Source organism: Pectobacterium peruviense (assembly GCF_002847345.1).
GTDB classification, from domain to species: domain Bacteria; phylum Pseudomonadota; class Gammaproteobacteria; order Enterobacterales; family Enterobacteriaceae; genus Pectobacterium; species Pectobacterium peruviense.
This window is the reverse complement of the sequence record NZ_LXFV01000007.1, coordinates 83,679-105,263: the sequence shown is the minus strand read 5'-3', so window position 1 is coordinate 105,263 and position 21,585 is coordinate 83,679. Positions and strand designations below refer to the sequence as shown.

Below are 21,585 nucleotides of genomic sequence, written 5' to 3'. Positions count from 1 at the left end.
CCGTCAGTCCTTAAGCCAGATTCAGCCCGGTCAGTAACATATCAATGAGCTTGATACCGAGGAACGGCACCAGCAGCCCGCCAAGACCATAAATCCACAGATTGCGACTTAACTGTGCCGCCGCGCTCATGGGTCGATAGCTAATCCCTTTAAGCGCCAGCGGGATCAGAAATACGATAATTAACGCATTGAAGATCACCGCCGACAGCATGGCCGACGTGGGGGAGTGCAACTGCATCACGTTTAGCGCATTGAGCTGCGGATAGGTGGCAGCAAAAGCGGCCGGGATAATGGCGAAATATTTCGCCACGTCGTTGGCGATACTGAATGTCGTCAGCGAGCCGCGCGTCATCAGCATCTGTTTACCGATATGCACCACTTCAATCAGCTTGGTCGGGTTGGAATCCAGATCGACCATGTTGCCCGCTTCTTTCGCTGCTTGCGTACCGGAGTTCATGGCAACCGCCACGTCTGCCTGCGCTAGTGCGGGAGCATCGTTGGTGCCGTCGCCAGTCATTGCCACCAGCCGACCTTCGGCCTGATATTGGCGAATCAGCGCCAGCTTGGTTTCCGGTGTCGCTTCCGCCAGAAAATCATCGACGCCTGCTTCCGCGGCAATCGCCGCCGCCGTGAGCGGGTTATCACCTGTGATCATCACGGTTTTGATCCCCATGCTACGCAGTTCGGCGAAGCGTGCCTTGATACCGCTTTTCACGATATCTTTCAGTTCCACCACGCCAAGCACGCGTTTGCCTTCTGCAACGACCAGCGGCGTCCCTCCACTGCGTGCGACGTTGGATACCGCTTCCTCTACCTGATGCGGGAAATCGCCATTGTTTGCTTCAATGTAGCGACGCAGGGCATCGACAGCGCCTTTACGAATGGTACGTTGGCCGAAATTGACACCGCTCATACGCGTCTGGGCAGTAAAGGGAACAAAGGTCGCGTCTAATTGTTGTAAGTCTTGTTCCGCCAGATTAAAGCGCTGCTTTGCCAGCACCACGATGCTGCGGCCTTCGGGTGTTTCATCGGCTAACGAAGCGAGGCGTGCGGCGTCAGCCAGCGCTTGCTCGGTGACGCCCGGCGCGGGCAGGAAGGCGGAAGCCTGGCGGTTACCCAGCGTAATGGTGCCAGTCTTATCAAGCAGAAGAACGTCGATATCGCCCGCCGCTTCGACAGCACGCCCGCTGGTGGCAATGACGTTCGCTCCCAACATTCGGCTCATCCCCGCTACGCCGATAGCCGACAGCAGGCCACCGATAGTGGTTGGGATCAGACAGACGAGCAGGGCGACAAGTACCGTCACTCCGACGACATCGCCGCTGTGATTAGCCTGTACGCCAAACCAGGAGAACGGGTAGAGCGTGGCCGTGACCAGCAGGAAGATGAGCGTTAACTCGATCAACAGGATGGTCAGTGCGATTTCGTTTGGCGTTTTACGACGCTGCGCCCCTTCAACCATGGCGATCATTCGGTCGAGGAAGGTTTCACCGGGGTTGACGCTACACTGAATCACCAGCCAGTCGGACAGCACGCGTGTACCGCCAGTGACGGAAGCGAAATCGCCACCGGACTCGCGGATGACGGGGGCGGATTCCCCAGTAATGGCGCTTTCATCGACGGACGCGCCGCCTTCCAGTACCTCACCGTCGCACGGGATAGTTTCACCCGCGCTCACCAGTACGATATCGCCTTTACGCAGGCTGTCGGCCGGAACCGATTCCGAGCTGGCATCGTGATTCGGCGCAGAGAGCTTGTTCGCCCAACTGGTTTTCTTTACGCCTTTCAGCGCGTTTGCCTGTGCTTTACTGCGACCTTCCGCCAGCGCCTCGGCCATGTTGGCAAATAGTACGGTAAACCATAACCAGAGTGATACCAGCCCGGTAAACACGGCATTGCCTTCCGTTTTACCCGCCAGAATAGCCAGCCAGACGAGGGTCGTCAGCATGCTGCCAAGGTACACCACAAACATGACCGGGTTGCGCCACTGCACGCGCGGGTCTAGTTTCTTCAGCGCATCTTTCAGCGCCGAGCGGATTAACGTTCTGTCAAACAGCGTTTGTTGTTTACGCTTGCCAACGTGGCGGGAGGCCTCACCCTGTTGAGATGAGGTCGGTTCCTGTGTTGCCTGATGATTCATCGTGTGACGGGTCATAAAGAGTCTCCAGCCTTAGTGAGTTAGGCCGAACTGTAAGTGTTCAGCAACTGGCCCTAATGCCAGTGCAGGGATAAATGTCAGTGCGCCAATCAGCAGAACGATAGCGATGAGCATGCCGATAAACAGCGGGCTGCGCGTAGACAGTGAACCTTTGCTTTCTGGCTGGCGCTTTTTCACGACCAGCGAACCGGCGATCGCCAGCACGGGCACCATAACGGCAAAACGGCCCAGCAGCATGGCGACAGCGAGCAAGACGTTATAGAACGGCGTATTGACGCTCAGGCCAGCAAATGCGCTGCCGTTGTTGTTCGCGGCGGAAGATACGGCATAGAGCACTTCACTGAAGCCGTGCGCGCCGGGGTTCAGAATGCCGCTGCGACCGGCTTCTGTACTCAGCGCCAGCGCGGTGCCGAGTAACACCAGTGCGGGGGGAATCAGAATCGCCAGCGCCGTCATCTTCATCTCATAGACTTCGATCTTTTTGCCCAGATATTCCGGTGAGCGACCAATCATCAGGCCAGCGATAAAGACGGTCAGAAGTACGAATAACAGCATGCCGTACAACCCAGAGCCGACGCCGCCGAACACCACTTCACCAATTTGCATCAGCCACAGGGGAACCATACCGCCGAGTGCAGTGAAGGAGTCGTGCATGGCGTTCACCGCACCTGTCGACGTCGCCGTGGTGACAACGGCATACAGGCTGGAAGTCAGAACGCCAAAACGTGTCTCTTTGCCTTCCAGATTTGCCGCGCTGTCCGCCCCTAATGCCAGCAGATGCGGGTTACCGGTGACCTCCATTTTCATCACTACGGCAGCTGCGACGATAAATATCAGTGCCATCGCCCACAGCAGCGCATGACCCTGACGCTTGTCGCTGACGGCTTTACCAAAAGCGAAGCACAGCGCCGTAGGAATCAGCAGGATCGCCAGCATTTGCACGATGTTGCTGAGTGCCGTCGGGTTTTCAAACGGATGCGCCGAGTTTGCGCCAAAGAAACCGCCGCCGTTGGTACCCAGCAGTTTAATCGCTTCCTGTGAGGCGACCGGCCCCATCGGCAGCGTTTGGGCTGTGCCGCCCAGTGTGGTCAGGTGTTGATAAGGTAGTAGGTTTTGCAACACACCCTGACTGACGAAGAACAGCGCCAACAGCAGCGACAGCGGCAGCAACACGTACATAGTTATACGCAACAGGTCGAGCCACGCGTTGCCCAGTGTATCGACACAACGACGGGAAAATGCGCGGATTAACGCGAAGGCCACTGCAATACCGCTGGCGGCGGAAAGGAAGTTTTGTACCGTTAGTCCGACCATCTGGCTCAGGTAGCTCAGCGTGTTTTCACCGCTGTAAGCCTGCCAGTTGGTGTTGGTGACAAAGCTGACTGCCGTGTTTAACGCTAAATGCCACGACAGACCTGGCATATTTTCTGGGTTAAGCGGCAGATAGCCCTGCGCCATTAACAGCACAAACAGGACGATAATGCCGATCAGGTTGAGGGTCAGAATAGCCGCAGCATACTGCTGCCAGCGCATCTCCGTTGTATCCAGAGCGAAGACGCGCGCCGTCCCCGTTTCGAATTTTTGCAAGAGCGCCCCTGTTTCGCCCTCAATCAGGCGAGCCAGCCCACTCCCCAACGGCTGGGCTACGATCAGCACCGTGAGCAGCAGGCCAAAGATCAGTAAAAAAGCGTCAGCAGCCATCAGAATTCCTCCGCCTTCAATAAGGCATAAACCAGATAGGCCAGTAACAGCAGCACGAGTAGGCCGCCTAAGACGATGCTAAGCGTCACAACACACCTCCAGAACAAAATAGACAGCATCAGGGTAGGAAAACGCAGGAAAAGAAGGTGCAAATTTCCCGCCTGTGGGCGTAAAAAAAGTATAAAAATGGAGTGAAAAGTAGACGCTGGAGGTGGTGATGGCGGTTACGGTGTTAACAAAATCAGATGTAGTGAGAAGGCGGGAGTAAATTGATCCAATCTAAAAACCATAAATTAACTAACGGTAAGTTTATTTTTAACCTTATTGTAACTTAATGACGTGATGGCGAAAAAAGTTGGCGATTATTTCATCTTTTACTGGTCAGATGAGTAGTAAACTTTCAGAAAAGGCGGTAAAATTTTAACCAATGTCACAGTTCTTATTTTATCGTTATGAAAAGCGCTTCTGAAAAAGAGTGCTTATCCCAGAGGAGGATCGTTATGTCGCTTTATACTACTTATCCCTTGCACCGTATTCTCCTGCGTCGCGCTGCCGTGATTGCTATCGGCGTGCTGGCGTTACCGGTGATGCTGTTCCGCCGCGATCGTGCGCGCTTCTACAGCTATTTACACCGAGTCTGGCTGAAAACCAGCGATAAACCGGTATGGATGGCGCAGTCCGAAGCCGCCGCCTGCGATTTCTATTAATATTATTGATGTTGTCGTTGACTACCCTGTGCGTGTAATGGTGACGTCAGTACATTGCGTACTGACGTCACTCGTTTGAAAAAGCATCACATTTAACGGCAACCATTAAGTGCCAAATCCGCAGCGGAAATGGCGCTTATTTTGTTTTTAGCGCATGAAATCGTAACGCCAGCAACATCACCGATAGACTGATAAACACCGCAACGCTTGCCATTGCCATACCATCCCCGACTGAACCTTGCTCGAACTGACGCCAGACAAAAATGGATACCGTCTGCACGCCAGCAGGTGATAGCAAGAGTGACGTCACCAGCTCACGTGACGCGACGGCAAAGACCAACATCATGGCTGCCAGCAGGCTGGGAAATACCAACGGGAAAACAATCAGCCGTAATGCTGCCATTGCGCTAGCACCGTGAACGCGTGCTGCAGACTCCAAATTACTGCCAATTTGCGCCAATGCCGCACTGCTATAGCGGACGGGGTAGGGTAAAAGCAGGCAGCTATATGACAGTAGCAAAATTACCCAGGTGTTATAGGGCGTTATCGGCCAGAAGCTTTGATTCCAGGCAAGAATCAATCCCACCCCGACAACAATTCCCGGTAGGGCAGCAGGTAACATCGACAGCCCATCCAGCACTGCCGCCCCTCGAATACGCTTGGCGACGACAAACCAGGCTGCGAGAAAGCCGACGGTTCCCGTCAGTAAAGCACTGCCGACAGCCAGCCCCAGACTGGTCGTTAATGCGGGTAGTGCTTCGTTTTCGTAATCAATCAACATGGTGAAGTGCTGCCAGGTTAAATTTTGCCAGGAAATAGTGCTGGAGATGGTGGCAGAAAACGCCGTAATCAGCATGGAGGCAAGTGGAATACCTACGGCCAGCAACCCCACGACGCTAAACAGCATTAACACCGGCCAGCGCCATATTCCTAATGGACGAGTGACAATGGCGGCGGGTTTGCCTGTGGTCGTTTCCACATTGCTACCGGCGACGATCGCCCGCTGTAGGGTAAATGCACATAGCGCGATAGCAACCAACAGCAAAGACAGCACCGCTGAGCCGGAGAGATCGATCGGCCAGTCCGCCAGACGCTGCTCGATATTTGTCGTCAATACCTGAATACCTGCACGCGATCCCAGTGCTGCGGGTATGCCGTACTCTTCGATCGCCAGCGTGAAGGCGAGTAGCAGGCTGGCCGCTGTCGCAGGTAGAGACAATGGCAGCGTGACCCGTAAGAATGCCTGCCAGCCGCTGGCACCGTGAACGCGTGCGACATCGGCAAGGCGGTTTCCGCTCGCGGCCATACTGCGTGAAACGGCGAAATAGACTACCGGGAAAATATTTAGCGTCATTACGCCAATCATGCCAGGTAATGAAAACAGAGCCTCGCCCAGTTGAATAGGCAATATCTGTTCGGCATAACCCCTTGGCTGTAGAGCCAGCATCCACGATAGTCCGGCGATATAAGGTGGGATCAGGAAGGGAATGAGAAACAGTAAATCCCAAAATTTTGCCAGCGGTAGCGCAAAGAGCCCGCGCAGCGCACCGAGTGGAATAGCAATTACCGCACAACACAGCGCAACACCAAGTCCAAGCAGTAGCGTATTTTTCAACAAAGCAAACAGTCGCGCTTGCGCGAAAACGTCCGCAAAGGCCGAGAACGGATTCGAAAAAGAACCGGCACCTAAATTTGGGAAGATTGCCTGTAGCGCAACAAACAATACGGGAATGCCAACCAGAATAAAAAGTACCGCCACCGTAAGCAGTGGCAGTAGAGCAAACTTGTTCATCTGATACTCCAGCCTTGCTGACTGTTGCCAGCAAGGCATTATCGATACTCGTCATCCTTCAAGCTGTTGAGCACTTGCTTGGTTGCTCGATCCCTCCGTGGATTCGTGCATGTATTGCTCAGAAATATCGCGTTGTTCAACACGCGAACATTGTGTCCTACAGCTCGAACTATCCAAGGTATGTCATGACTGAACAGGCTTAGCGTTGACCAAACAAGGCGGCAAAGCGATCGAGAACGGCTGCACGGGAAGCTGAAGCGCTATCGCCTTCCGGCAGTAACGTCAGGTTCTTAAACAGAGGGCGCTTGGCTTCAATATCCTGACGCGCTGGCATCAACCAGGCTTCCGCCACGGCTTTCTGGCCTTCAGGCGACAACATGTAGTTGATGAAGTCTTTTGCCTGCTGTTGGTTTTTGCTGCTTTTCAGGATCATCATTGGGCGAGGGGCAATGACGGTGCCGCTGGAGGGGAAAATGACTTTAATTGATTCACCGGATTCCATGCTGCCGTAAGAAACGTAGTCTACCGCACCGAAAACGGCGGCTTTCGCGCCCTGCAACACGGGCGTTAATGCCTGTGCATTCGGGCCTGCGATGATCATGCCGTTGGCTTTTAAGCGATCGAACATCTCCCACGCTTTATCTTTTTCCGCATTTTGCAAACCAATCAACAGATCGAGCGAAGCGCCGGACAGCGCAGGATCGGGTGTCGTGACTTTATCTTTAAATTCAGGCTTGGTCAGGTCGTTCCAGTCTTTAGGTTCTGGGGTACCACTCTTGCTATTCCACACAATGCCCAGCGCGGAAATGCCCTGTGCCACGTAGAAAGGGGTTTTGAACTGTGCAGGCACGGTGGCCGCATTCGGGCTATCAAATTCCAACAGCCAACCGCGTTGCTGCAAATCTGTTGCGGTATCCCAAGAGGCAGAAATCAGGACATCTGCACGTGGATTGGCTTGTTCGGCTTCCAGTCTGGCCATGACTTTACCGGTTGTTGCCTGAAAAACATCGACTTTCACGCCAGTCTGTTTTTCATAACCGGCTGCCAGTTTCTTTGCCAGTGCTCCCGGTCCAGCGGTATACAGCGTCAGGGCATGTGCGCTGCCTGTCACCGCGGCTAATGAGAGAGCTATACCCATAATGATGCCTCGTTGATTCATGGTAAACAGTGTGTTTTTCATTGCATTTTTCCCCAAAGTTAGCGTGTGGTGATATCAGTAATGTGGCCTTGCGACATGTGAACAATGCGGTGTGCCAGTATGTTGGCTTCGCCTCTGTCGTGGGTGACATAGACCGCGGTGGTACCAAGATGGCGTAAGAGTGATGCCATTTCCTGACAAAGCGATTCACGTAGATCCCGGTCGAGATTGGATAACGGTTCATCAAATAGCAGGATGTTTGGTTCCGCGATAATGGCGCGAGCCAGAGCGACTCGCTGTTGCTGACCACCGGATAAATCGGCAGGTTTACGATCGGCAAAATCGGCCAGACCGACGCGCGCTAGCGTGACGTCAAGCCGTTGGCGGCAGATATCGCGTGGGACCTTCCTCATCAGCAGCGGGAACACGACGTTTTGTGCCACGGTCATATGTGGCCATAGGGCGTAGTCCTGAAATACCATGCCAAGATTGCGCTGTTCAGGCGGTAGGGATAGCTGGTGACCAGCAACCTGACGATCGCCAAAATGGATGGTGCCTGCATCTGGCTGTAGCAACCCAGCTAGCAACTTTAGCAACGTACTTTTGCCGCAGCCGGAAGGCCCCAACAAGGCCAGAATGGTGCCTTTCGGCACATTGAGGCTGATAGAGTCGAGAACCGTTTTTCCTGCGAAAGCGTGGGATAATCTGTCGATCGCAATCGCGGTGGGCGTGGCGAGTTCAGCCGTGGTCATCATCACCTCCGTGCAATAACGGGAGGCGATATCCATTGTGATATCGATGGAGCAGACGAGCGCTTTTGGGCTGCCAGTTTAAAAGGCATAGCAAAGCGTCCCGCCAGTAAAGCAGGGGAAAAAACATGGGGTATCCTCTTTGGGACTCTATATCGGAATGGGGATTGTAGTCGGGGAATAAGGCTATTTGATGACAGATAAAAATAGAGTAGCAGTGTGTCTTTCTGATATGAATTCTGGCCGCAGAGAACTCGTCCCTATTTGATCGACATAATCCATCAATCTCATGATTTATTACTTTATTCTTCACTGCAACTACACAGAATCGTGGTGAAATCCGCTATGCTGATCAGAGGGTTTGCAGAATGTCATCAAGGCAAGCCACATTGACAAGCGTGAGGATAAATCATGACGTTCGAACTCATCCCTATTGGTATCAGCGCCTGTCTGCTCGGCAACCCCGTGCGGTTTGATGGCGGACACAAGCGTCTGACGTTTGCCGCTGAACAGCTGGCGCCTTATTTTCGTTTTGAACCCGTTTGCCCGGAAATGGCGATTGGTTTACCCGTACCGCGTCTTGCACTCAGGCTAGTGCGAGAGGGGGAAAACCACATCACACTACGTGCCAGCAACGGCTCATCGCTGGATGTCACCCAGCAGATGACGGTGTTTTCTGCTGACAAAGTCAGTCAGCTTCAGCATTTATGCGGGTATATCGTCTGCGCTAAATCGCCAAGCTGTGGCATGGAGCGCGTGAAAGTTTACGATGAAGCGCAAAAGGATGCGCGTAAAAGTGGAATCGGCCTGTTTACGCAGGAGTTGATGCGGCAAATGCCTTGGCTACCGGTTGAAGAAGACGGACGCCTGCACGATCCCGGCTTGCGGGAAAATTTCATTGAACGCGTTTATGCGCTGCACGAACTGAATCAGCTATGGAAAAACGGGCTGAGCCGTGGCGCGCTTATTGCCTTTCATAGCCGCTATAAATTACTGCTGCTGGCGCATTCCCAGCCAGAATATCGTGAGCTGGGGCCGTTTGTTGCGGGGATCGATAAGTGGGAATCGCTGGAAGACTACATTGTTGAATATCGGACGCGGCTGATGAAGCTGTTGTCGACGCCAGCGACGCGGCGCAATCATACCAATGTGCTGATGCATGTGCAGGGCTACTTCAGACGTCAGTTGAATTCTCAACAGCGACAGGAATTGGCTCTGCTCATCGATCGCTATCGGCAGGGCTTGCAGCCGCTATTGGCACCGATCACGTTGCTAAAACATTACATGGCGGAATACCCCGATGCGTATCTGGCTCAGCAACGTTACTTTGAGCCATACCCGGAAGCATTGCGCCTGCGTTACGGACACTAGTTTGATCGCCCGAGGAATTTCATGACCACGCATGCCGTTACACATCATGCCGTTACACATGTAGTCTGGCTGCGCAATGACCTGCGCATTACTGATAATCTGGCGCTGTACTCGGCCTGTCAGGATCCGAATGCGACTGTGCTGGCGGTATTTATTGCGACGCCCGCACAGTGGAAAAAGCACGATATGGCACCGCGTCAGGCGGCCTTTCTGCTAGAAAATCTGACGCTGGTGCAGCACGCGCTGGCCGAGAAAGGCATCCCGCTGCATTACCATGAATGTGATGATTTTGCGGCATCGGTTGACTGGCTGGTGCAGTTTTGTGCACAGCAGCAGGCCACCGATCTTTTCTACAACCATCAGTATGAAATTAACGAGCGCCTGCGTGATAAGCAGGTGAAAGATCGGCTGGCCGATAGCGTGGTTTGTCACGGCTATCATGACAGCCTGTTGCTGCCGCCGGGTAGCGTGCTGACGGGCAATGGCGAGATGTATAAAGTGTTCACGCCATTTCGCCAAGCCTTTATCAAGCGCCTGTTGGAAGCGGATACCACGTGCGTACCGGCACCTGATACACGCGGCGAGCCGATAAATAACGTGCAGGCAATGACGCCGTTCAGCTATCCGCAGCGCGAAGTGGATAGCAACGATTTTCCCAGCGGTGAACGTGCGGCGTTGCAGCAGTTGCGCCGTTTTTGCCGCGAGCAGGTGCAGGATTACGATCAACAGCGAGATTTTCCGGCGCTGCCCGGCACCAGCAAATTGTCTCCGTATTTGGCGCTTGGAATCGTATCGCCTCGCCAATGTTTTAACCGCCTGCGTACCGAATGCCCGGAGCTGCTGGAACGGCGTGAGGGCGGGGCATTTACCTGGTTTAACGAGTTAGTCTGGCGTGAATTTTACCGCCACCTGATCGTCTCCTGGCCGCAGTTATGTAAACACCGTCCGTTCACCGTGTGGACGCAGTGGGTTAAATGGCGGGAATCACCAGCGGATTTAGCTGCCTGGCAACAGGGCAAAACGGGCTATCCAATTGTAGATGCCGCGATGCGTCAACTGAATGAAACGGGGTGGATGCATAATCGACTGCGTATGATCTGTGCCAGTTTTCTCGTCAAAGATTTACTGATCGATTGGCGTGAAGGCGAGCGCTACTTTATGTCGCAGTTACTGGATGGCGATTTGGCAGCGAATAACGGCGGCTGGCAGTGGGCGGCGTCGACGGGTACCGATGCGGCACCTTATTTTCGTATTTTTAATCCGACAACGCAGGGCGAGCGTTTCGATCCCGAAGGTCGGTTTATTCGTCACTGGCTGCCCGAACTGGCTGCGGTGCCGGATAAAGACATTCATCAGCCCCACCGCTGGGCCGACAAACAACATTTTAAGCTGAACTATCCGCTGCCAATTGTTGACCATAAAACCGCCCGCCAGGATACTCTGGCGGCGTTTGAAGCGGCAAAAAATATCGGCATGGCGAATAACGATCGAGAAGAGAAGGATAAGTATGCGTAATACGGAACTGGAAAGCGTCATTAATGAGAAACTGAGTACGGCGGCGTTTCAGGATTACGCGCCTAACGGTTTACAGGTTGAGGGGCGTGCCGAAGTAAAACGTATTGTGACGGGTGTCACCGCCTCGCAGGCGCTGCTGGATGCGGCGGTAGAGAAGCAGGCCGATGCGATTCTGGTTCACCACGGCTATTTTTGGAAAAACGAACCGCAGATTGTTTGTGGTATGAAACGTAACCGACTGAAAACGCTGTTGCTTAATGATATCAACCTGTACGGCTATCACCTGCCGCTGGACGCACACCCAGAATTAGGGAACAACGCCCAACTGGCGGCGCTGCTGGAAATTCAGGTGCAGGGCATGATCGAGCCGCTGGTGCCGTATGGCGAGCTGGCACAGCCCATGACAGCAGAGGCGTTTTGCCGCCGTGTAGAAAAACGGCTGGGGCGCACTGTGCTGCATTGTGGGGATAATGCACCGCAACAGATACGGCGCGTAGCGTGGTGTACCGGCGGCGGTCAGGGTTTTATTGAGCAGGCCGCACGATTCGGGGTCGATGCTTTTATCACTGGCGAAGTGTCTGAGCAAACTATCCATATCGCTCGCGAGATGGGGCTGCACTTCTTCGCAGCCGGACACCACGCTACCGAGCGCGGCGGCATTCGCGCATTGGGTGAATGGCTAGCGGCGCAGCATGGTTTCGATGTGACATTTATTGATATTCCTAACCCAGCCTGATGGGCTGAAAGTGTCGGTATAGCACATAAATCATGGCGCATTTTTTATGTTGGCATCGTTGTTGCTTAACTATTGAGAAGAGAGTGTATCAGTAAGCAAGGCTAATCATTTGACCCTGTTCACCATGATGGATAAAACGCGATTCAGGAGGAAAGATTGCAACGAGCACGGTGTTATCTTCTGGGCGAGAGAGCTGTCGTACTAGAACTGGAACCGCCAATGTCGCTGGAGAGCCAGCAGCGGATATGGGGACTTGCTGAGCGCCTGAATCACCATGAAGAGGTGCTGGAGGCGATTCCGGGCATGAACAACCTGACGGTGTTGTTGGCGCATCCGCAACAGGTGGCGTTGGATGCGATTGAACGTTTGCAGAGCTGGTGGGAAGAAAGCGAATCGCTCGCGTTTGATCCACGATATATCGACATTCCTGTCATTTATGGCGGAGAGGCGGGGCCGGATTTGACGGAGGTTGCTGTTCACAGTGGCCTGACGGTGAGCCAGGTTGTTGAAGCGCATGCGGCTGCACAGTACGTGGTCTACTTTTTGGGCTTTCAGCCGGGGTTTGCCTACCTCGGCGGGTTAAATGAGAAACTGCATATGCCGCGTCGTGCCGAACCTCGCCTGCGTGTGCCTGCGGGATCGGTCGGGATTGGTGGCGCGCAGACGGGTATCTATCCGCTGGCAACGCCGGGTGGCTGGCAGCTGATCGGCCGCACCTCATTGAAGTTGTTTAATCCGCAAACGATGCCGCCAACGCTGCTGCGCCCTGGAGATAACGTTCGGTTTCTGCCACAGAAGGAGGGCGTATGCTGAAAGTTATCCATGCCGGATTGCATACATCAGTGCAGGACGGTGGTCGCGTCGGCTTTCGTCGTTTGGGAATCAGCCAGTCAGGTGCGCTTGATCTACCTGCCTTGCAAATGGCTAACCTGCTGGTGGGCAACGCGGAGAACGCCGCTGCACTGGAAATTACACTGGGCAAGTTTACCGCAACGTTCACCACGGCCTGCTGGGTGGCGCTGACCGGTGCGGACTGCCACGCTGAGCTGGATGGAAAGCCGCTCTGGACTGGCTGGCGTTTTGCGGCAAAACCGGGGCAAACGTTGAAAATGCGTCTGCCGCGTAACGGAATGCGTAGCTATTTGGCCTTGTCCGGCGGTGTGGATGTGCCAGAAGCGCTCGGCTCGCGCAGTACCGATTTGAAAGCTGGATTTGGTGGTTTTGACGGGCGTTTACTCATGGATGGCGATGCGCTTCCGCTGGGAACCCCGACTCGCGAACTGACACGAGAAGTCGGAATCAAGCAGTTGTTATTCAGCAACCGCGTGCGGGCATTGCCTGGGCCGGAGTATCAGGAGTTCAGCGAAGAGATGCAGGAGCTGTTCTGGCGAACCTCCTGGCAGTTGAGTCCGCAAAGTAACCGCATGGGTTACCGTTTGCTGGGCGCTGAACTACAGCGCACCACATCGTCAGGCAATAAACCCCGCGAACTACCCTCACATGGGCTGCTGCCGGGCGTCGTGCAGGTTCCACATAATGGTCACCCTATTGTACTGCTGGCAGATGCGCAGACTACGGGGGGGTACCCGCGTATTGCGAGCGTGATCGAAACTGACTTATTCCATCTGGCTCAAATTCGACTCGGTGAACCCATACATTTTATTCACTGTACACAGGCTCAGGCGCAAAAAGCTGCTGACGAACAGCGGCGTTACCTCGAACAACTGGCGTGGAGGCTGCATGACTATTGATCTGAATGCCGATCTGGGCGAGGGCGGTGAGAATGACGAAGCGCTGCTGAAGTTGGTGACCTCTGCCAATATCGCCTGTGGATTTCACGCGGGTGACGCGCAAACCATGCGTCAGTCGGTACGCTGGGGAATAGGTTATGGCGTCGCGCTTGGTGCACACCCCAGTTTTCCCGATCGTGAAAATTTTGGCCGCAAGGCGATGAATGTGCCTGCGGAAATTGTCTTTGCGCAGGTGGTGTATCAGCTTGGCGCGCTCAGCGCGATTGTCGCTGCTGAAGGGGGGGCGCTGTCCCACGTTAAGCCTCACGGTATGCTTTACAATCAGGCCGCGAGCGATCCAGCGTTGGCTGATGCGGTAGCCAAGGCGGTGAAGGTCGTTAATCCGGCGTTGCGTTTGGTCGGGCTGGCGGGAAGTGAGTTGATTCATGCCGGAAAACGACTAGGGCTAGAAACTCGTCAGGAAGTGTTTGCCGATCGCTGTTATTTGCCAGACGGATCGTTGGTGCCGCGTACTCAGGCTGGGGCGCTGATTAATAGCGATGAACTGGCGTTGGCGCAAACGCTGGAAATGATTCAACGTCAGCGGGTTAGGGCGATTGACGGTTCTTGGGTTAACGTACACGCGGATACCGTGTGCATCCACGGCGATGGGCAGCACGCGCTGCTGTTTGCTCGCAAGTTACGTAACTGCTTTAGCCAGCACCAGATAGCGGTTGCTGCGACATAATCATTATTTTTGTATGACGGGGATAATAGATGAAAACCGTTTTGATCACGGCATTTGAACCTTTTGAGGGCGAAGCGATTAATCCCTCATGGGAAGCGGTAAAAGACCTCCATCAGCGAGAAGTCGGCGGTGCGCGAGTGGTTGCTTGCCGTTTATCTTGCGTCTTTGATCTGTCACTGGAGCAGCTTTATCGTGCGATAGCCGAATGGCAGCCGGAAGTGGTGATCGCGGTGGGGCAGGCGGGCGGCCGTGCTGATATTTCTGTCGAACGCGTGGCGATTAATATTAATGATGCCCGAATTGCGGATAACCGAGGCAACCAGCCGATTGATACGCCTGTGGTGGAAAAAGGGCCAGCAGCATATTTCTCGACGCTGCCGGTGAAAGCGCTGGTGCAGACATTACGCGTAGCGGGAATTCCAGCCTCAGTGTCGCAAACCGCAGGGACGTTTGTCTGCAATCACGTAATGTACGGGCTTTTACATCAGTTACATCAGCAGGGTGATGTGGTTCGCGGCGGATTTGTTCATATTCCGTATTCACCTGAACAGGCTGCACGACACCCCGGAGAACCGAGCATGCCAACACCGTTAGTCACGGCGGCGCTGGAAGTGATGATTAAGCAATCGCTGGTGCAGCAGGTTGATGTGGCGGTCACTGGCGGGGCATTACATTAATTTAGCGAATCGCTCAGTCGCAGAGCATCTGATTTTCAGGGAGTAGTCCAGTATGCCGGAAGGGCCGGAAATTCGCCGAGCGGCCGATAAGCTGGTTGAGGCCGTCGTGGGAGAAACGCTGACGCGCGTCTGGTTTGCGTTTCCAGAGCTGAAACCGTACGAAACAGAATTAGTCGGACAGCAGGTCAGGCAGATCGAAACGCGCGGGAAGGCGCTGCTGACCTATTTTAGCAACGATCGGGTGCTGTATAGTCATAATCAGCTATATGGTGTGTGGCGAGTCGTGAATGCGGGTGAATCGCCGGAAACGAAGCGGGATTTACGCATCCGGCTGGAGACGCAGGATCGCGCCATTCTGCTCTACAGCGCGTCAGATATTGAAATGCTGACACGGGAGACACTGACTACGCACCCTTTCCTGCAACGTATTGGGCCGGATGTATTGGATCTTTCCCTGACGCCAGAGCTGGTGTGTGAGCGTTTGTTATTACCGCGTTTCCGTCGTCGTCAGTTCAGCGGGCTGTTGCTGGATCAGGCTTTTCTTGCGGGCTTAGGGAATTATCTGCGCGTTGAGATTCTGTGGCAGGCACAGCTGGCACCGCAGCATACGGCTTCGCAGTTGAATGAGGAACAGTTGCAGACGTTGAGTCGAGCGCTGCTGGATATTCCTCGGTTGTCCTACAACACGCGCGGCACCGTGGATGACAATCGACATCATGGGGCAATTTTTTCGTTCAAGGTTTTCCATCGTGAAGGGGAAAATTGTGAGCGCTGCGGCGGAACCATCGAAAGAACGATGCTGTCATCACGCCCGTTCTATTGGTGCCCGCACTGCCAGAGTTAAAAGGAAGTGGGGAAGTGATATAATCAGCGCAATTTTTCATATTCAATGTGCTGATTATAATGACTAACAACAATTTTTCTTCAATAGCCGCATTTTTATGGTCGGTGGCTGACCTCTCCGTGGTGATTTCAAGCAATCTCAATACGGACGTATCATTCTCCCTTTCACGCTTCTAAGACGTTTAGAGTGTATGCTTGACGCCACAAGCCAGACGTGTTGGCAAAATACGAAGCAGTAAAAGCAATGCCGATTGAGGCGCAAGATAAACTGCTCACCCACGCAGCGCAGTGAAGCTTTTACAATACCTCAAAAATGGATTTGAACCGCCTTGGTGAAACAGGCGTAGCGAGCAACCTAGAGAGTTATATTCAATCTTTTAGTCCCAACGCTCGTGAGATTTTCGAGCACTTTGATTTCTTTAACACCATTGACAAACTGCAAGAAGCGGATCTGCTTTACAAAGTAGCGAAGCGCTTTGCGATCACCGATCTTCACCCGAATTGGCAACCACAAGGAGTTTAGGGATGAGCCGTTTAGAAAATAAAATAGAAGCCAATAACCGATCTGTTTTTGAAGTGCTTGATAACAAAAAATATACTGTTGATTACTATCAGCGTGAGTATAGCTGGGAACAAACTCACATCGAACAACTGGTCACTGACCTGTGTAATGCGTTTTTAGATAACTATGCCCCAGAACACCAACGCCAAGATGTTGCAGATTACAACAGCTACTACTTAGGGCCATTTGTCCTAAGTGAAAAATCAGGTAAGCGCAGTATAATTGATGGTCAACAACGTTTAACTTCACTCACACTATTCCTTATCTATCTCAATAATAAACAGAAAGAAATAGGCTTGAATGAAGCAATCTCTGGAATGATCTTTTCAGAAAAGTTTGGGCAAAAGTCATTCAACATTGATGTGCCGGAGCGAACAGCGTGCCTTGATGCATTATTTAAGCAAGGAGAATATTCCCCAACTGAAGATGCAGATGCTTCTACCATTAATATGGTAGCTCGCTATCAAAACATCTGCGAGGCATTTCCCGTTGATCATATTGATGAGAATGTATTACCCCTGTTTCTTGATTGGCTTAAAGAGTTAGTGGTGCTAGTCGAAATCGTGGCGTACAGCGATGAAAATGCCTACACCATTTTTGAAACAATGAACGATAGAGGCTTAAACTTAACGCCAACAGAAATGTTAAAAGGCTTCTTATTATCAAAGTATCGCAATGATGCAAAGCGACAGCAGTCCAATGATTTCTGGAAACAAACGATTACTGACCTCAAAGTTTTCGATAAGGAAGAAGATCAGCGTTTTATTCAGGCTTGGCTAAGAGCAAAGTATGCCGAATCAATCCGTCAGAGCAAAGCGGGTTCATTCAACGAAGACTTTGAAAAAATTGGTACTCGTTTCCACAACTGGGTGAGAGATAATCTATCTCGTATGAACCTCGCTAAAGCGGGTGAGAATGAATTTGATGCCTTCATCAATACCGAGTTCAAATACTATGTGAATGCGTATAAACGCCTTCGTAAAGCAGAAGAAATAATTACGCCTGAACTCGACTCAATTCATTACATCTACCAGTGGGGTATCGCAACCTCTCTGAGCTACCCTCTGATGCTTGCGCCACTAAAAACAACAGATTCCGTTTATTTAGCAAATAAAAAAATGAACCTTGTGGCGAAGTATATTGATATTTTCTGTGTTCGTCGATCCATCAACTTCCGAAACTTTTCCGCTAGCTCAATTCGCTACACTATGTACAACTTGGTTAAAGAAATACGTAACAAAGATTACAGCGAGTTACTTGCCATTTTCGATAAAAAGCTAGACGAAATGGATGAACAGTGGAATGGCTTTGAGTGGTTCCGTCTACATGGTCAAAATGGCCGTTTCGTTAAATACTTACTTTCACGCCTATCGGGTTATGTAGATGGTTTAGCGGGTGCAAACACCGACTTTGCTACTTACTTTCACGCTGCCAATGGCAAGCCTTTTGAGATTGAGCATTTATGGGCAAACAACTTTGAAAACCATAAAGACGAGTTCGAGCAACAAAATGATTTTTACGATACTCGCGATAGTATTGGAGGGCTGGTACTGCTACAACGAGGTACAAATCAATCATACAGCGATAAACCTTATGTAGATAAGCTCCCTCACTACATTAAAGAAAACTTGCTGGTGAAGTCTTTGCATCCGCTGACCTATGAGAACAACCCGAACTTCAATAAGCTTTCATCTTGCAATGGACTAGTGTTTAAAGCTCACCCAGAAATGAAAACGGCTGATATCAAAGAGCGATGTGGTTTGTATCGCCAGATAGCAGAGCAAATATGGTGCTTGGAGGAGGGTATTAATGACTGATATTTCTCAAAATTCACAAGGCCAATTTATCCTGTTTCAAAGTGCTGATGGTCAAGCAAACGTTGAGTGTTTATTTGAGTCTGACAACTTATGGCTGACACAACAGCTAATTGCCGAACTTTATCAAAAAAGTGTCCCAACGATTAATGAACACTTGAAGCATATTTATGCTGAAGGTGAACTTGGACAAAATTCAACCATTAGGAATTTCCGAATAGTTCGTCAGGAAGGGAGTCGCCAAGTGAGCCGAGACGTTGCTCACTACAATCTTGAAGCGATTTTAGCCGTGGGTTATCGAGTCCGTTCTCAGCAAGGAACACAATTTCGTCAATGGGCAACTCGGACACTACAGGAGTATTTGACCAAAGGCTTCGTGATGGATGATGAGCGCTTAAAAAATCCTGATAACAGTCAGTATTTTGATGAGTTGCTTCACCGTATTCGTGACATTCGTTCATCAGAAAAAATCTTCTGGCGTAAAGTGTGTGATATTTATGCAACCAGCATTGATTATGATGGCAACGCTCAAACCAGCATGCAGTTTTTCGCTCAGGTGCAAAACAAAATGCATTGGGCAGCACACGGCCATACCGCTGCTGAATTGATATTTAAACGTGCGGATGGCGATAAGCCTCATATGGGGTTGACCAGTTATAAAGGAACAGAACCGACCCGCAAGGAAGTCGTTACGGCAAAAAATTATCTCTCTGAAAAAGAATTAGATACGTTAAACCGCTTAGTTAACGCCTACCTTGAATTTGCTGAACTACAAGCAAGACAAGGCAAGCTGATGAAAATGGTGGATTGGGCAGCAAAGCTTGATGATTTTCTAAAACTGAGTGATTTTAATATATTAATACACGCTGGGAAAATCTCTGCCGAACAAGCGAAACAGAAAGCCAAGCAAGAGTACGATAAGTTTAGGCGTGTGATCGATGCAAACCCAACCCAAGTAGACCGTGATTTGGCCGTGGCGCTTAAAAAATTAGAACAAAAGAAATAAGCTTATGACATCTGATAAATCAGTTAGAGAGCAGCAATTTCAAAACGATATTCTGAACCAAATGCAGTCTCACGGTTGGTTGTTAGGCGAGTCTAACAAATGCAACAAAGAGCTAGCTCTTTACCCCGATAATGTGATCGTTTTTGTGAACGTTTCACAGCCTGAGCAATGGAAAAAGTTGGCACAACATTTCCCTGCAACTTCGCAGCAACACCAAAGAACAAGCGATGCTCGGTCAATTCCCAGAGTCAATTAACAACGCCATTATTGAGAGTATGGACGTACATAATGAGATGGCGATGAAACTTCTGTCGAATGAGCAATAGCGAAACGCTTTGCTGGACTGATGTTTGATGTATTGATGAAAGGGCTGGGTAAATCTAACGAAGTGTAGATCTAACTAGTATGGGATAAAAACAAAGGCCGGAAAATCCGGCCTTTTTGATGCGTACTGAATGAATTAATCGTGTTTCAGATTAGACGAGAAGTCACGTTTGTCGTAGCCGGTGTACAGCTGACGTGGACGGGCAATTTTGATGCCGTCGTCGTGCATTTCGCTCCAATGCGCAATCCAACCTACGGTACGCGCCATCGCGAAGATAACGGTAAACATGGACGACGGAATCCCCATCGCTTTCAGGATGATACCGGAGTAGAAGTCCACATTCGGGTACAGTTTCTTCTCAATGAAGTACGGGTCGTTCAGCGCGATATGTTCCAGCTCCATCGCCACTTCCAGCAGGTCGTCTTTTCTGCCCAGTTCTTTCAGCACTTCATGGCAGGTTTCACGCATCACTGTGGCGCGTGGATCGTGGTTTTTGTACACACGGTGACCGAAGCCCATCAGGCGGAAAGAGTCGTTCTTGTCTTTTGCACGTTCGATAAACGCTGGGATGTGTTCTACGCTGCTGATTTCTTCCAACATACGCAGACAGGCCTCGTTCGCGCCGCCGTGCGCCGGTCCCCACAGCGAGGCGATCCCCGCGGCGATACAGGCAAACGGGTTTGCACCAGACGAACCAGCAGTACGTACGGTAGACGTCGAGGCGTTTTGTTCGTGATCGGCATGCAGGATCAGAATACGGTCCATCGCACGTTCCAGCACCGGATTCACAACATATTCTTCACAAGGTGTGGAGAACATCATGTGCAGGAAATTACCCGCATAGGACAGGTTGTTTTTCGGATAAACAAACGGCTGGCCCAGTGAGTATTTGTAGCACATTGCCGCAACGGTCGGCATTTTGGACAGCAGGCGATAGGCCGCGATTTCGCGGTGGCGCTCAATGTTGATGTCCAGTGAATCGTGGTAGAACGCCGCCAGTGCACCGGTAACACCGCACAGAACCGCCATTGGGTGTGAGTCGCGACGGAAACCGTGGAACAGACGAGTAATCTGCTCATGGATCATGGTGTGACGAGTAACGGTCGTCTTGAAGGTTTCATACTGTTCTACGGTCGGGGTTTCGCCGAACAGCAGAATGTAACACACTTCAAGATAATTAGATTTTTCAGCCAGTTGGGCAATTGGGAAGCCACGGTGCAGCAGAATGCCTTCGTCACCGTCAATATAAGTAATCTTGGATTCGCAAGATGCGGTAGAGGTAAAGCCGGGGTCAAATGTGAAGTAACCTTTGGAACCGAGGGGACGAATATCAATCTCATCATATCCTAGCGTACCAGATAGGACATTTAGCTCAATCGGTTCTTTACCTTCTAGGGTAAGTGTTGCTTTTTTATCAGCCATTTACAGTCTCCTTAGCGCTTTTAATTTTAAAAATTTTCACTGAAGAAATACCGTCATGCCTGCGCACCGGACGAAAAATGACCAGTGAAACTCTGTTGTGACACAGTCGTCAAATAGGATACAGAGTAAGGCGGATAGCCGCATTCAGGATGAAAAATTCGTTCTCCAGGTAATTAGCGATCTTCAGGCAATTAACCATGCTCTGAATAGATTGTAGTCATTACCTATGACTTTTACGTGGACTCTCTTCACTGTTACATAAGTTAGGTCAGTGTGGAAGTGTCGCCGTCGTGCTTTAACACATCATAAGAAATTCAATCCCCTATTTGTAATTGAAATGTTGAACTTTTGTCAAATCAGATAATTAATTTTATATAAATTGTGAAATTCGTGATCTAAATCACTGTTCGGGGCAAATGTCACCAAACAGTTTGTATGGGAATTGTAATGGGAATGTGAAGGACCTATACTCCCGCCAGGTCTCCGGAATCACCCTGCAGTAGGAGCACCCAGTATGAAAGGATCATGCGCTGTTTAGACACCGGAATGTCGATGTTTGAGCGCGTATCATAAACCCACTCTCAGGGCTGT

General features: G+C 51.3%; 21 protein-coding genes. 14 read left to right on the top strand and 7 right to left on the bottom strand.

From position 1 onward, the window contains the following. Positions 1–10: 10 nt before the first annotated feature. Genes kdpB through kdpF form a run of 3 tightly spaced genes read right to left on the bottom strand, consistent with a single transcriptional unit; the run spans position 11 to position 3,948 of the window. Entirely contained in the window at positions 11–2,155 is a 2,145-nt protein-coding gene (gene kdpB / locus A0G03_RS07510; RefSeq protein WP_048259306.1) for a potassium-transporting ATPase subunit KdpB, read from the bottom strand. Positions 2,156–2,170: 15 nt separating this feature from the next. Continuing rightward, positions 2,171–3,859, bottom strand: coding sequence for a potassium-transporting ATPase subunit KdpA (gene kdpA, locus A0G03_RS07505; RefSeq protein ID WP_048259307.1), 1,689 nt, complete (start codon positions 3,857–3,859; stop codon positions 2,171–2,173). After that, the gene (kdpF, locus tag A0G03_RS07500) at positions 3,859–3,948 is read right to left on the bottom strand and encodes a K(+)-transporting ATPase subunit F (protein WP_039290783.1); all 90 of its coding nucleotides are present in this window, start codon (positions 3,946–3,948) and stop codon (positions 3,859–3,861) included. Before kdpF ends, kdpA begins: the two co-directional genes overlap by 1 nt. Before the next feature lie 411 nt (positions 3,949–4,359). Here kdpF and A0G03_RS07495 point away from each other — a divergent pair, with 411 nt between their 5' ends. Beyond that, positions 4,360–4,566, top strand: coding sequence for a YbfA family protein (locus A0G03_RS07495; protein ID WP_011092929.1), 207 nt, complete (start codon positions 4,360–4,362; stop codon positions 4,564–4,566). A 136-nt stretch (positions 4,567–4,702) separates the two neighbouring features. Here the strand turns inward: A0G03_RS07495 and A0G03_RS07490 are convergent, their stop codons facing one another. From A0G03_RS07490 to A0G03_RS07480, 3 genes are all read right to left on the bottom strand, one after another. Further along, entirely contained in the window at positions 4,703–6,358 is a 1,656-nt protein-coding gene (locus tag A0G03_RS07490; protein ID WP_048259308.1) for an ABC transporter permease, read from the bottom strand. Positions 6,359–6,557: 199 nt separating this feature from the next. Beyond that, entirely contained in the window at positions 6,558–7,538 is a 981-nt protein-coding gene (locus A0G03_RS07485) for an ABC transporter substrate-binding protein (RefSeq protein ID WP_048259309.1), read from the bottom strand. 17 nt (positions 7,539–7,555) lie between these two features. Continuing rightward, the gene (locus tag A0G03_RS07480; RefSeq protein WP_048259310.1) at positions 7,556–8,248 is read right to left on the bottom strand and encodes an ABC transporter ATP-binding protein; all 693 of its coding nucleotides are present in this window, start codon (positions 8,246–8,248) and stop codon (positions 7,556–7,558) included. Between the two features lie 408 nt (positions 8,249–8,656). Here A0G03_RS07480 and A0G03_RS07475 point away from each other — a divergent pair, with 408 nt between their 5' ends. The 13 genes from A0G03_RS07475 (at position 8,657) to A0G03_RS07420 (ending at position 19,503) form a co-directional block, all read left to right on the top strand. Further along, complete coding sequence (locus A0G03_RS07475; RefSeq protein WP_048259311.1) at positions 8,657–9,616, top strand: YbgA family protein; 960 nt, start codon at positions 8,657–8,659, stop codon at positions 9,614–9,616. A 21-nt stretch (positions 9,617–9,637) separates the two neighbouring features. Next, entirely contained in the window at positions 9,638–11,131 is a 1,494-nt protein-coding gene (gene phrB, locus A0G03_RS07470) for a deoxyribodipyrimidine photo-lyase (RefSeq protein ID WP_048259312.1), read from the top strand. Further along, positions 11,124–11,867, top strand: a complete 744-nt coding sequence (locus A0G03_RS07465; protein WP_048259313.1) for a type 2 GTP cyclohydrolase I — start codon at positions 11,124–11,126, stop codon at positions 11,865–11,867. Before phrB ends, A0G03_RS07465 begins: the two co-directional genes overlap by 8 nt. A 156-nt stretch (positions 11,868–12,023) precedes the next feature. Then, the gene (gene pxpB, locus A0G03_RS07460; RefSeq protein WP_072062007.1) at positions 12,024–12,680 is read left to right on the top strand and encodes a 5-oxoprolinase subunit PxpB; all 657 of its coding nucleotides are present in this window, start codon (positions 12,024–12,026) and stop codon (positions 12,678–12,680) included. Further along, positions 12,674–13,618, top strand: coding sequence for a 5-oxoprolinase subunit PxpC (pxpC, locus tag A0G03_RS07455; RefSeq protein ID WP_048259314.1), 945 nt, complete (start codon positions 12,674–12,676; stop codon positions 13,616–13,618). The genes pxpB and pxpC overlap by 7 nt, the downstream gene beginning before the upstream one ends. Further along, positions 13,608–14,345, top strand: a complete 738-nt coding sequence (pxpA, locus tag A0G03_RS07450; RefSeq protein WP_048259315.1) for a 5-oxoprolinase subunit PxpA — start codon at positions 13,608–13,610, stop codon at positions 14,343–14,345. The genes pxpC and pxpA overlap by 11 nt, the downstream gene beginning before the upstream one ends. Before the next feature lie 29 nt (positions 14,346–14,374). Next, entirely contained in the window at positions 14,375–15,022 is a 648-nt protein-coding gene (gene pcp / locus A0G03_RS07445) for a pyroglutamyl-peptidase I (protein WP_048259316.1), read from the top strand. 52 nt (positions 15,023–15,074) lie between these two features. Then, positions 15,075–15,866, top strand: coding sequence for an endonuclease VIII (gene nei, locus A0G03_RS07440; RefSeq protein ID WP_048259317.1), 792 nt, complete (start codon positions 15,075–15,077; stop codon positions 15,864–15,866). A gap of 151 nt (positions 15,867–16,017) precedes the next feature. After that, entirely contained in the window at positions 16,018–16,104 is an 87-nt protein-coding gene (locus A0G03_RS22100) for a hypothetical protein (RefSeq protein ID WP_425273338.1), read from the top strand. 74 nt (positions 16,105–16,178) lie between these two features. Further along, on the top strand, positions 16,179–16,388 hold the full coding sequence (locus tag A0G03_RS21910) for a type I restriction-modification system subunit M N-terminal domain-containing protein (RefSeq protein WP_048259318.1): 210 nt from the start codon (positions 16,179–16,181) through the stop codon (positions 16,386–16,388). 2 nt (positions 16,389–16,390) lie between these two features. After that, positions 16,391–18,244 (top strand): DUF262 domain-containing protein, encoded by a 1,854-nt coding sequence (locus A0G03_RS07430; RefSeq protein WP_048259319.1) that lies wholly within the window; start codon positions 16,391–16,393, stop codon positions 18,242–18,244. Next, complete coding sequence (locus A0G03_RS07425) at positions 18,237–19,247, top strand: virulence RhuM family protein (RefSeq protein WP_048259320.1); 1,011 nt, start codon at positions 18,237–18,239, stop codon at positions 19,245–19,247. Before A0G03_RS07430 ends, A0G03_RS07425 begins: the two co-directional genes overlap by 8 nt. Positions 19,248–19,251: 4 nt before the next feature. Further along, positions 19,252–19,503, top strand: coding sequence for a hypothetical protein (locus tag A0G03_RS07420; protein WP_048259321.1), 252 nt, complete (start codon positions 19,252–19,254; stop codon positions 19,501–19,503). A 204-nt stretch (positions 19,504–19,707) separates the two neighbouring features. Here the strand turns inward: A0G03_RS07420 and A0G03_RS07410 are convergent, their stop codons facing one another. Then, the gene (locus tag A0G03_RS07410) at positions 19,708–20,994 is read right to left on the bottom strand and encodes a citrate synthase (RefSeq protein WP_048259322.1); all 1,287 of its coding nucleotides are present in this window, start codon (positions 20,992–20,994) and stop codon (positions 19,708–19,710) included. Between the last annotated feature and the right edge of the window lie 591 nt (positions 20,995–21,585).

Coding starts and splice junctions, on each gene's coding strand:
- A0G03_RS07430 (WP_048259319.1), top strand. CDS start 16,391: ATGAGCCGTTTAGAAAATAAAATAGAAGCCAATAACCGATCTGTTTTT.
- A0G03_RS07495 (WP_011092929.1), top strand. CDS start 4,360: ATGTCGCTTTATACTACTTATCCCTTGCACCGTATTCTCCTGCGTCGC.
- A0G03_RS07480 (WP_048259310.1), bottom strand. CDS start 8,248: ATGACCACGGCTGAACTCGCCACGCCCACCGCGATTGCGATCGACAGA.
- A0G03_RS07410 (WP_048259322.1), bottom strand. CDS start 20,994: ATGGCTGATAAAAAAGCAACACTTACCCTAGAAGGTAAAGAACCGATT.
- A0G03_RS07490 (WP_048259308.1), bottom strand. CDS start 6,358: ATGAACAAGTTTGCTCTACTGCCACTGCTTACGGTGGCGGTACTTTTT.
- A0G03_RS07420 (WP_048259321.1), top strand. CDS start 19,252: ATGACATCTGATAAATCAGTTAGAGAGCAGCAATTTCAAAACGATATT.
- nei (WP_048259317.1), top strand. CDS start 15,075: ATGCCGGAAGGGCCGGAAATTCGCCGAGCGGCCGATAAGCTGGTTGAG.
- pcp (WP_048259316.1), top strand. CDS start 14,375: ATGAAAACCGTTTTGATCACGGCATTTGAACCTTTTGAGGGCGAAGCG.
- phrB (WP_048259312.1), top strand. CDS start 9,638: ATGACCACGCATGCCGTTACACATCATGCCGTTACACATGTAGTCTGG.
- kdpA (WP_048259307.1), bottom strand. CDS start 3,859: ATGGCTGCTGACGCTTTTTTACTGATCTTTGGCCTGCTGCTCACGGTG.
- kdpB (WP_048259306.1), bottom strand. CDS start 2,155: ATGACCCGTCACACGATGAATCATCAGGCAACACAGGAACCGACCTCA.
- A0G03_RS07475 (WP_048259311.1), top strand. CDS start 8,657: ATGACGTTCGAACTCATCCCTATTGGTATCAGCGCCTGTCTGCTCGGC.
- A0G03_RS07465 (WP_048259313.1), top strand. CDS start 11,124: ATGCGTAATACGGAACTGGAAAGCGTCATTAATGAGAAACTGAGTACG.
- pxpC (WP_048259314.1), top strand. CDS start 12,674: ATGCTGAAAGTTATCCATGCCGGATTGCATACATCAGTGCAGGACGGT.
- A0G03_RS21910 (WP_048259318.1), top strand. CDS start 16,179: ATGGATTTGAACCGCCTTGGTGAAACAGGCGTAGCGAGCAACCTAGAG.
- A0G03_RS07485 (WP_048259309.1), bottom strand. CDS start 7,538: ATGAAAAACACACTGTTTACCATGAATCAACGAGGCATCATTATGGGT.
- A0G03_RS07425 (WP_048259320.1), top strand. CDS start 18,237: ATGACTGATATTTCTCAAAATTCACAAGGCCAATTTATCCTGTTTCAA.
- pxpA (WP_048259315.1), top strand. CDS start 13,608: ATGACTATTGATCTGAATGCCGATCTGGGCGAGGGCGGTGAGAATGAC.